General features: G+C 69.5%; 6 protein-coding genes and 1 pseudogene. All 7 read right to left on the bottom strand.

The annotated features are described in order from the left end of the window. Positions 1 to 162 precede the first annotated feature (162 nt). The gene (locus U9979_RS25180) at positions 163 to 264 is read right to left on the bottom strand and encodes a hypothetical protein (protein WP_416219924.1); all 102 of its coding nucleotides are present in this window, start codon (positions 262 to 264) and stop codon (positions 163 to 165) included. Positions 265 to 302: 38 nt separating this feature from the next. Continuing rightward, a pseudogene (locus U9979_RS10800) lies at positions 303 to 875 on the bottom strand (serine/threonine-protein kinase); the annotation flags it as partial. A gap of 141 nt (positions 876 to 1,016) precedes the next feature. Further along, on the bottom strand, positions 1,017 to 2,030 hold the full coding sequence (locus U9979_RS10795; RefSeq protein WP_416219918.1) for a lysylphosphatidylglycerol synthase transmembrane domain-containing protein: 1,014 nt from the start codon (positions 2,028 to 2,030) through the stop codon (positions 1,017 to 1,019). A 5-nt stretch (positions 2,031 to 2,035) separates the two neighbouring features. Continuing rightward, complete coding sequence (locus U9979_RS10790) at positions 2,036 to 2,212, bottom strand: hypothetical protein (RefSeq protein ID WP_322779262.1); 177 nt, start codon at positions 2,210 to 2,212, stop codon at positions 2,036 to 2,038. A 200-nt stretch (positions 2,213 to 2,412) separates the two neighbouring features. After that, positions 2,413 to 4,359, bottom strand: a complete 1,947-nt coding sequence (gene dxs, locus U9979_RS10785) for a 1-deoxy-D-xylulose-5-phosphate synthase (protein WP_322769696.1) — start codon at positions 4,357 to 4,359, stop codon at positions 2,413 to 2,415. A gap of 272 nt (positions 4,360 to 4,631) precedes the next feature. Then, a complete protein-coding gene (locus tag U9979_RS10780; RefSeq protein ID WP_322779259.1) occupies positions 4,632 to 5,966 on the bottom strand; it encodes a class I SAM-dependent RNA methyltransferase in 1,335 nt (444 codons plus the stop codon). After that, on the bottom strand, positions 5,963 to 8,089 hold the full coding sequence (locus U9979_RS10775; protein ID WP_322779258.1) for an APC family permease: 2,127 nt from the start codon (positions 8,087 to 8,089) through the stop codon (positions 5,963 to 5,965). The genes U9979_RS10780 and U9979_RS10775 overlap by 4 nt, the downstream gene beginning before the upstream one ends. Positions 8,090 to 8,178: the final 89 nt, after the last annotated feature.

The following is an 8,178-nucleotide window of genomic DNA, read 5'->3' as shown; positions in this document are numbered from 1 at the left end:
AAATCCCTTGGGTCAGCGCCGGGACGTCCCCCGAGTCCCGGGCGCACCGCGGGTACGGTCCGAGCGCCTCACGACCGGCGGCCACGTTCGGCGGGCCGGACCGAGCCGAACCGGTTTCGACGACGGCGTCCTGGCCGGGCCGGCGAATTTTCGGGTCACGGCCTATTTTGCGACTGTGCTGATCCGCCCGGCCGTGTCAACCTTCCGGATCCGCCGATTGTTGGCGTCGGCAATATAGATGTCGCCGGCCTCGTCGACCGCCACCCCGTCCGGAAGGCCCAGCTGGGCATCGGTGGCCGGACCGCCGGGCCGAGGCGGCCGGCGGTGATCTGTTCGGGAGCCATGGACATCGGCGTCCCGATAATCGCGCTCGCGGTTGCCGCCAACCCGGTGAGGATTTTCGCGATCCCGAAATCCGTCACCTTCAACAAACCGGCGGTGTCGCCCAGCATGTTGTCGGTCTTGATATCGCGGTGCAGTACCCCCGGGGAATGCGCGCAGGACAACGCCGCCGCCACAGCCAGACCCACAGCCAGACCCACCGCGCAGGCAGCCTCCGCCGACATGCCGGCCCGGCGACGGGTCAACGTCCCCCCGCCCAGCAATTCCATGACAATCAGACAGAGGTCGTCGTTCTCGACGTAGTCGTAGACCCGGACCACATGCGGGTGATCAATGGCGGCAAGCAGCTGCGCCTCGGCGGCGAAACCCGCATCCGCTCCGTCGTGCCCCGCAGCCAAAATCTTGATCGCCACCTGGCGGTTCAGACCGCAATGCCGGCCGGCCAGCACCAGCCCGAACGCACCCGCGCCGAGTTTGGCGCCCAGATCGTAGCCGGGCAGGGCCGCGGACACCTGCGCCTCATTCACAATCATGCCGGGATGGCTGCCTCGCGGCGTCGTCTACCGTCGATCGTCATGAACCCGCCCATTCCCCCTGTCTGATGGATATTGGGCGAAGCGATCGAAGATCCATCAAACAGGCCCTACAAGGGGATCAGCCCGGAACGCGTCGGCTCACGGTGCCGAAGGATGTGAATCCGATGCTGTTATGGAAGCATCCGATTCACATCCTTGAGAGCTGCCGGGGCGGCGGGCCGGCACCCCGCGGGCCGGCACCCCGCAGGCCGGCACCCCGCAGGCCGCGTACACCGGTTGGGCGTCGCCCGGACGCACGGCCATGCCGCCTGCCGCCCACAAGAGATCGGCCACGGTCGCGAGCAGCCGGATGACCAGGGCGAGCAGCGTCGCAGGGCCGTGCGCGAGCACCGGCGCCAACGCCAGAATCAGTACGGCCTCGCGCACGCCCGCACCGGCCGGGACCAGCAGGACGAGGAACCCGGCCGTCCACGCGAGCGCGTACCCGCCGACCGAGAGCAGCAGGAGGCGCGGCCCGTGCACGGACGGCGCAAGATCACGTGCCAGCAGCCAGGTCGCGACGCCGTAGAGCACGAAGCCCGTCAGCAGCCAGCCGGCACCGGCCAGCACCGGGCGGACGGCGAGCGGACGCTCCAGCGGTGACCGGCGCAGCAGACCGAACGCGAGCGCCAGCAGCCTGGACAGCACCGGCGGATACAGCACCACCGCAAACCCCGGTGCCGCCAGCAGCGCCCACCCGTAGTGACCTAATGCGGTCGCCGACACAAACGGCAGGGTCACGGCCGCGGCCAGTCCGCCGCACGGGACCGCCAGCGCCAACACGATCAGACTCGCCGACGCAGCCTTTGCCCGGGGCACGCCGTAGGCCCTCGACAGCTCCATCTGCGCCAGCACCGGCCACACGCTGCCCGGGACGTACTTGCCGATCTGCCCGACGAAGAACACCCGCACGGCCGCCCGTAACGGCAGTTCCGCGCCGAGCCCCACCAACAGCGCCCGCCAGGACAGCACGCTCGTCCCGACCGCCAGCACGGTGACGCCTCCGGCTGCGGCGACGCTCACCACGGTCAGGTCGTCGAACGACGCCCGGACCGCGTTCCACTGACCGACCAGCGCAAGGCAGAGCAGCCCGACCGCGAGCAGCAACGCCACCCGCGTCAACCACCACCGCAGCCCTCGACGGCTGGAGCCCGGTCGGCCCGGTTCTGGTCGGCCCGGTTCTGGTCGGCCCGGTTCTGGTCGGCCCGGTTCTGGTCGGCCCGGTTCTGGTCGGCCCGGTTCTGAGTGACAGCGCCCGGCCGCCCGACCGACCCATCCGTCAACAGAACGTACATGCCACATCTGCTCAGCGTAGCGTCGATCCAACGATCAACCATCACACCGCCATGACATGGCGCAAACTCGTCGACGCTCCGGCCAGTCACCGGCCCCCGCCGAACGGATCGAACTCCGACAACGCCGAACGGTCCGGCGAGGACAAAGCCCACCGGACCGTTCGGACGGACGCACCGACCCCGAAGGGTTGATGTGGAGCTCAGAGCTGACCGGCCGCGCTTTCCTCCTCGGACTCCTCGGCATCCTCGTCGAGGACGGGCGCACGGCCCGCGACTATCTCGACGACCTTGCGGGCGAGCTCCTGGGCGGACAGGCCGATCTCGGCCATGACCTCCGGGCGCTTGCCCTGGTCGAGGAAGATCTGCGGGATGCCGAAGTCCCGCAGCGGTACGTCCACGTCGGCGTCGCGCAGCAGCTGCGCGAAGGTCGACCCGACCCCGCCGACCCGGCCGTTGTCCTCAACCGTGACCACGAGCGAGTGCATCCGGGCGAGATCGACGAGCACCGGATCGAGCGGCTTGACCCACCGCGGGTCGACAACCGTGATCCCGATACCGTGGCTCGCGACCCGCTCGGCGACCTGCATGCAGGTGTTCGCCATCGCGCCCACCGCCACCAGGAGCACCTCACGCGACGGTGTCACCTCGGGTGAGCGGTAGAGGATGTCGACCGACCCGACCCGCTCGATCGCGGGGATGTCCGGGTTGACTTTGCCCTTGGCGAAGCGCACCACCGACGGACCGTCGGTGATCGCCAGCGCCTCGCGGAGCTCGGCCCGCAGCGTGGGCTCGTCCCGCGGCGCGGCCAGGGACAACCCAGGCACGAGCTGGAGGAAGGACATGTCCCACATACCGTTGTGGGACGGCCCGTCCTCGCCGGTGACACCGGCCCGGTCCAGGACGAAGGTGACCGGCAGCCGGTGCATGGCGACGTCCATCAACACCTGGTCGAAGGCCCGGTTGAGGAAGGTCGCGTAGACGCACACCACCGGCTTGAGGCCACCCATGGCCAGGCCTGCGGCCGAGGTGACCGCATGCTGCTCGGCGATGCCGACGTCGAACACCCGGTCCGGGAAGGCCGTGGCGAACGCCTTCAGGCCGACCGGCTGGAGCATGGCGGCGGTGAGCGTGACGACGTCCGGACGCTCCCGGCCAATCTGGACGATCTCGTCGGAGAAGACGCCCGTCCAGCTGATGCCGCCGCCACCGCCGGCCGCGGCCGGCTTGCCGGTGCTCGGATCGATGACCCCGACGGCGTGGAAACAGTCGGCGTCATCCTGCTCGGCGGCCGGATAGCCGAAGCCCTTGCGGGTCACACAGTGGACGATGACGGGCCCGCCGAAGTCACGGGCGCGCCGCAGCGCCGACTCGACCGCGTGGACGTCGTGCCCGTCCACCGGCCCCACGTACTTCAGACCGAGATCCTCGAACATCCCCTGCGGCTGGACGACGTCCTTGATGCCCTTCTTGATCCCGTGCAGGGCATCGTAGAGCGGCGCACCGACCAGCGGCGTACGGCCCAGCACCTGCTTGACGACGTCGAGCACCTGCTCGTACTCGGGTGCCAGGCGCAGCGCGGCCAGATGGTCGGCCAGCCCACCGATCGTCGGGGCGTAGGAGCGTCCGTTGTCGTTGACAACCACGATCACCGGACGATCGGCGGCCGCGATGTTGTTCAACGCCTCCCAGCACATGCCACCGGTCAACGCGCCGTCACCGACGACAGCGACGACCGAGCGGGATTCGCCGCGCAACGCGTACGCCCGTGCCAGCCCGTCCGCGTAGGACAGTGCCGTCGAGGCGTGCGAGTTCTCGATGATGTCGTGCGGTGACTCCGCCTGGCTGGGATACCCCGACAGGCCACCGCGCTGACGCAGGTCGGCGAACGCGTCCGCACGGCCGGTCAGAATCTTGTGGACATACGACTGGTGACCGGTGTCCCAAAGGATCCGGTCATGAGGCGAGTCGAAAACCCGGTGGATCGCCATGGTCAACTCGACGGCGCCAAGATTCGGCCCGAGATGACCACCTGTGCGTGCCACCGCGTGAATGAGAAAGTCGCGGATCTCCGCCGCCAGCGCGGGAAGATCATCAACTGCGAGTTTCTTCAGATCGTGCGGATTGCGGACGGTCGACAGAAGCGACACCGGCACTTCCTCTCCGTGCACTCCCTGCCCCCCCTTTTGAGGGGATCGGCCCCGGACGCCGCTCAGTCTACGCAGGTCAGAGGATCAGTCGCGGTCACAGACTGGACATGTGAACACGTTCCAAACAGGCTCCAAGGGGGCCATCCGGCGCTTACGATGCGCGGTTTGCCCCGGGGGATCTGAGCCGTCCGGCGACGCCGCAGCGTGCGCGCGCCGCTCCCGCCGGGCGTGTCCACCACGATGAGACGGCGTGTCCACCGAGATGAGAGGAGTCAGCCGGGCCGCTGAAGTAACGCCACGCATTCGACGTGTGCGGTCATCGGGAACAGGTCGAACGCCCGCAGCCCGACCATGGAGTAACCCGCCGTGACGGCCACGGCAAGGTCCCGGCCAAGGGGTGCGGGATCACAGGCCACGTACGCGACCGCCCGAGGACGCAGGGCGAGCAACTCGCGCATCACGCCTGCGCCCGCGCCCGCCCGGGGCGGATCAAGGACCACGATGTCAGCGCCGGTACCGGCCAGCCCACGCAGGGATCCGGGCGAGACCCGAACTCCGCGCAACGACACCTGTGGGAGGTCTGCGAGGCTGCGCGCGGCGGACGCCACCGCCTGTGGGTCGGACTCCATCGCCACCACGACCCCATCGGGACCGACGGCGTCGGCGAGCGCGGCGGTGAACAGACCCGCACCGGCGTACAGATCGAGGGCACGTTCCCCGGGACGTGGCGCCAGACCCGCCAGGACCGCGTCCACCAGCGCCTCGGGCGCGCCCGGATGGACCTGCCAGAACACCCCGGGAGCCAACCTGAACCGGCGTCCGTTTACCACCTCCACGATCTCGTCGTCAACCGGGCGAAGCCCGGCGGAGCCACCCGCCGTAGTGATTAATTCCACTGGTGTGACGAGCGTGCTACCACTTGAGACGCTCGCGGCGACCTCAATCTCAATCTCGACAGCACCGGCGCTCGGGTCCGCGCTGGTCGTCGGGAAGGTCCGGCCGGTGACCGCGGCACGCACGAGCGGGTGGGCTATCCGGCAGTCCGCCGCCGCGATCACCTCGTGCGAGCGGTGGCCCCGCAACGCGACCTGGCCCTGTTCGGTCAGTGCGTAACGCATCCGGGTGCGCCAGCCGAGACCGTCGGACGGTGAACCCGACGGCGAACCCGACGGCGAACCCGACGGCGGGTCCAGCGCTTCGACCTCCACCGGCCAGTCGAGCCCGGCCAGGCGGCGCAGCTGCTCGCGGACCACCTCGGCCTTGAACCGCCGCTGCGCGGCAAGCGAGGCGTGCTGCCAGTCGCATCCCCCGCACCGGCCGGGCCCGGCGTGCGGGCACGGCGCCGGCACGCGGTCCGCAGAGGCCGCCAGGACCTCGACCGCGTCAGCGCGCCAGTACCGGTCGTGCGAGGTGTCGGTCAGGCGGGCTCGGACCCGTTCACCCGGCAGTGCATGCCGGACGAAGACGACCCGGCCCTCGTGACGAGCCACACAGGTCCCACCGTGCGCCACCGACCCGATGTCCAGCTCGACAACCGGCGCGGCCGCGTCAACGGACGCGCCGCCGGCCTGCTCGGGGCGGCCGGGCCGGTGCCCGTGGCCGCTCATCGTCGGGTGGCTCCGGTCGTCCCGGCGTCCGTGCCGGCAGCGGCCGTGCCGGCGGTGTCCCTGTCGGCGGTGTCCCGCCCGGCGGTGTCCCTGTCGGCGGTGTCCCGCCCGGCGGTGGCCTGAGCGGGGGCGGCCGAACCGGTGGCCCGGCGCACGGCTCCCGGCGCCGTCCGGTCCTGGCGCCGACCGGCCTGCTCCGAGGAGGCGAGCTGCCAGGGGACGCTGGTGACCATCACGCCCGGCTGGAAGAGCAGCCTCCCCTTGAGCCGCAGTGCGCTCTGGTTGTGCAGGAGCTGTTCCCACCAGCGCCCGACCACATACTCGGGGATGAACACCGCGACCACGTCGCGCGGGCTCTCCCGTCGGATGCCGGCGACGTAGTCCAACACCGGCCGGGTGATCTCGCGGTAGGGCGAGGCGAGTTCGACCAGATCGATGCCGATCCCCCGTTCGTCCCAGGCCTGACGCAGCCGACCGGATTCGGCCGGATCGACGGCTACGGTAAGCCCGACCAGGGAGTGGGGACGGGTGGCCTTGGCATACGCCAGGGCCCGCAGTGTCGGTTCGTGGATCTTGCTGACGAGCACCACCGCATGCACCCTGGACGGCAACGTCGGCGGCCCGGGCTCGGCCGCCAGCTCGTGGGCCACCCGGTCGTAGTGCCGGCGGATCGCCCGCATCACCACGAAGATCACCGGCATGGCCACACAGACGAGCCACGCGCCACGCGCGAACTTCGTGGCCAGAACCACGACCAGCACGACAGAGGTCACGCAGGCGCCGACAAAGTTGATCGCCTGCGAACGCCGGATACGTCGGCGGGCGACCGGGTCGCCAGCCTCAGGATCATCGCTTCGTAGGAGGGTCTGCCAGTGCCGGACCATCCCGGTCTGGCTGCACACGAACGACACGAACACGCCGATGATGTACAGCTGGATGAGCCTGGTCACCTCGGCGTCGAACGCGACGATCAGGAGAATCGCGAGAGCGGCGAGGGTGATGATTCCGTTGCTGAAGGCCAGGCGATCGCCACGGGTGTGCAGCTGGCGCGGCAGATAACCGTCCCTGGCCAGGATCGACCCGAGGACCGGAAAGCCGTTGAAGGCGGTGTTCGCGGCCAGCACGAGGATCAGCGCCGTGACGACGGCGACATAGAGGAAGCCGAACGACCCGTCCCCGAAGACTGCGGCGGCCACCTGCGCGATGACCGTACGCTGTGTCCCGGTTGCGGTCCCGTTTGCACCGATGAGATCCGCCGGGTTCTCCGCGACGTGGACATGCGAGATCATCGCCAGGATGGTGACGCCACTGAACATCGTGACCGCGATCAGTCCCATCGCCAGCAGCGTCGTGGCTGCGTTGCGGCTCTTGGGTGGACGGAACGCCGGGACCCCGTTGCTGATCGCCTCCACACCGGTGAGTGCGGTACAGCCGGAGGAGAACGCCCGCAACGCCAGGAAGACGGTGGCAAGGCCGCCGAAGGCGGACTCGGCGTGCACCTGGTAATTCGCGCTCTCGGCCTGGGGCGTGTGCCCGAACGCGGTCTGCAGCAACCCGACCGCGACCATCACCATGACGCCGACGATGAAGCCGTACGTCGGGAGCGCGAACGCCGTGCCCGACTCGCGGACACCGCGCAGATTGATTATCGTCAAAATGACGATCAGCACCACGGAAATGAGCACCTTGTGGCCGGCCAGGCTGGTCATGGCCGACGCGAGGTTCGCCACCCCGGCGGCAACCGACACCGCGACCGTGAGGACGTAGTCGACGAGCAGCGCGCTCGCGGCCGTGAGGCCGACCCGCGGCCCCAGGTTCGTCATCGCGATCTCGTAAGCGCCGCCCCCGGTGGGGTAGGCGCGCACGTTCTGGCGGTAGGAGGCGACGACGGTCAGCAGCACCACGACGACCGTGGCCGCGACCCACGGCGCAAGGTGGTAGAAGGCCAGACCACCGAGCGACAGGACAAGCAGGATCTCCTCCGTGGCATACGCCACCGAGGAGAGCGGGTCGCTACCGAAAACAGGCAGGGCAATCCGCTTTGGCAGCAACGTCTCGCCGAGTTTGTCGCTCCCAAGGGGGCGACCGACGAAGCCGCGCTTGAGGCGGTCCGTGAGCCTCACGCGGCGATGCTACCGACAGATGTGACCGGCATCGCACCGCTGTGAGATGACCGATATCTCCGCTGCTGGGCACCGCCCACGCATCGACC

Source organism: Protofrankia sp. Cas4 (assembly GCF_963555915.1).
GTDB lineage: Bacteria > Actinomycetota > Actinomycetes > Frankiales > Frankiaceae > Protofrankia.
Note: the sequence above shows the minus strand (reverse complement) of the source record. Positions and strands in the feature narration are given on the sequence as shown.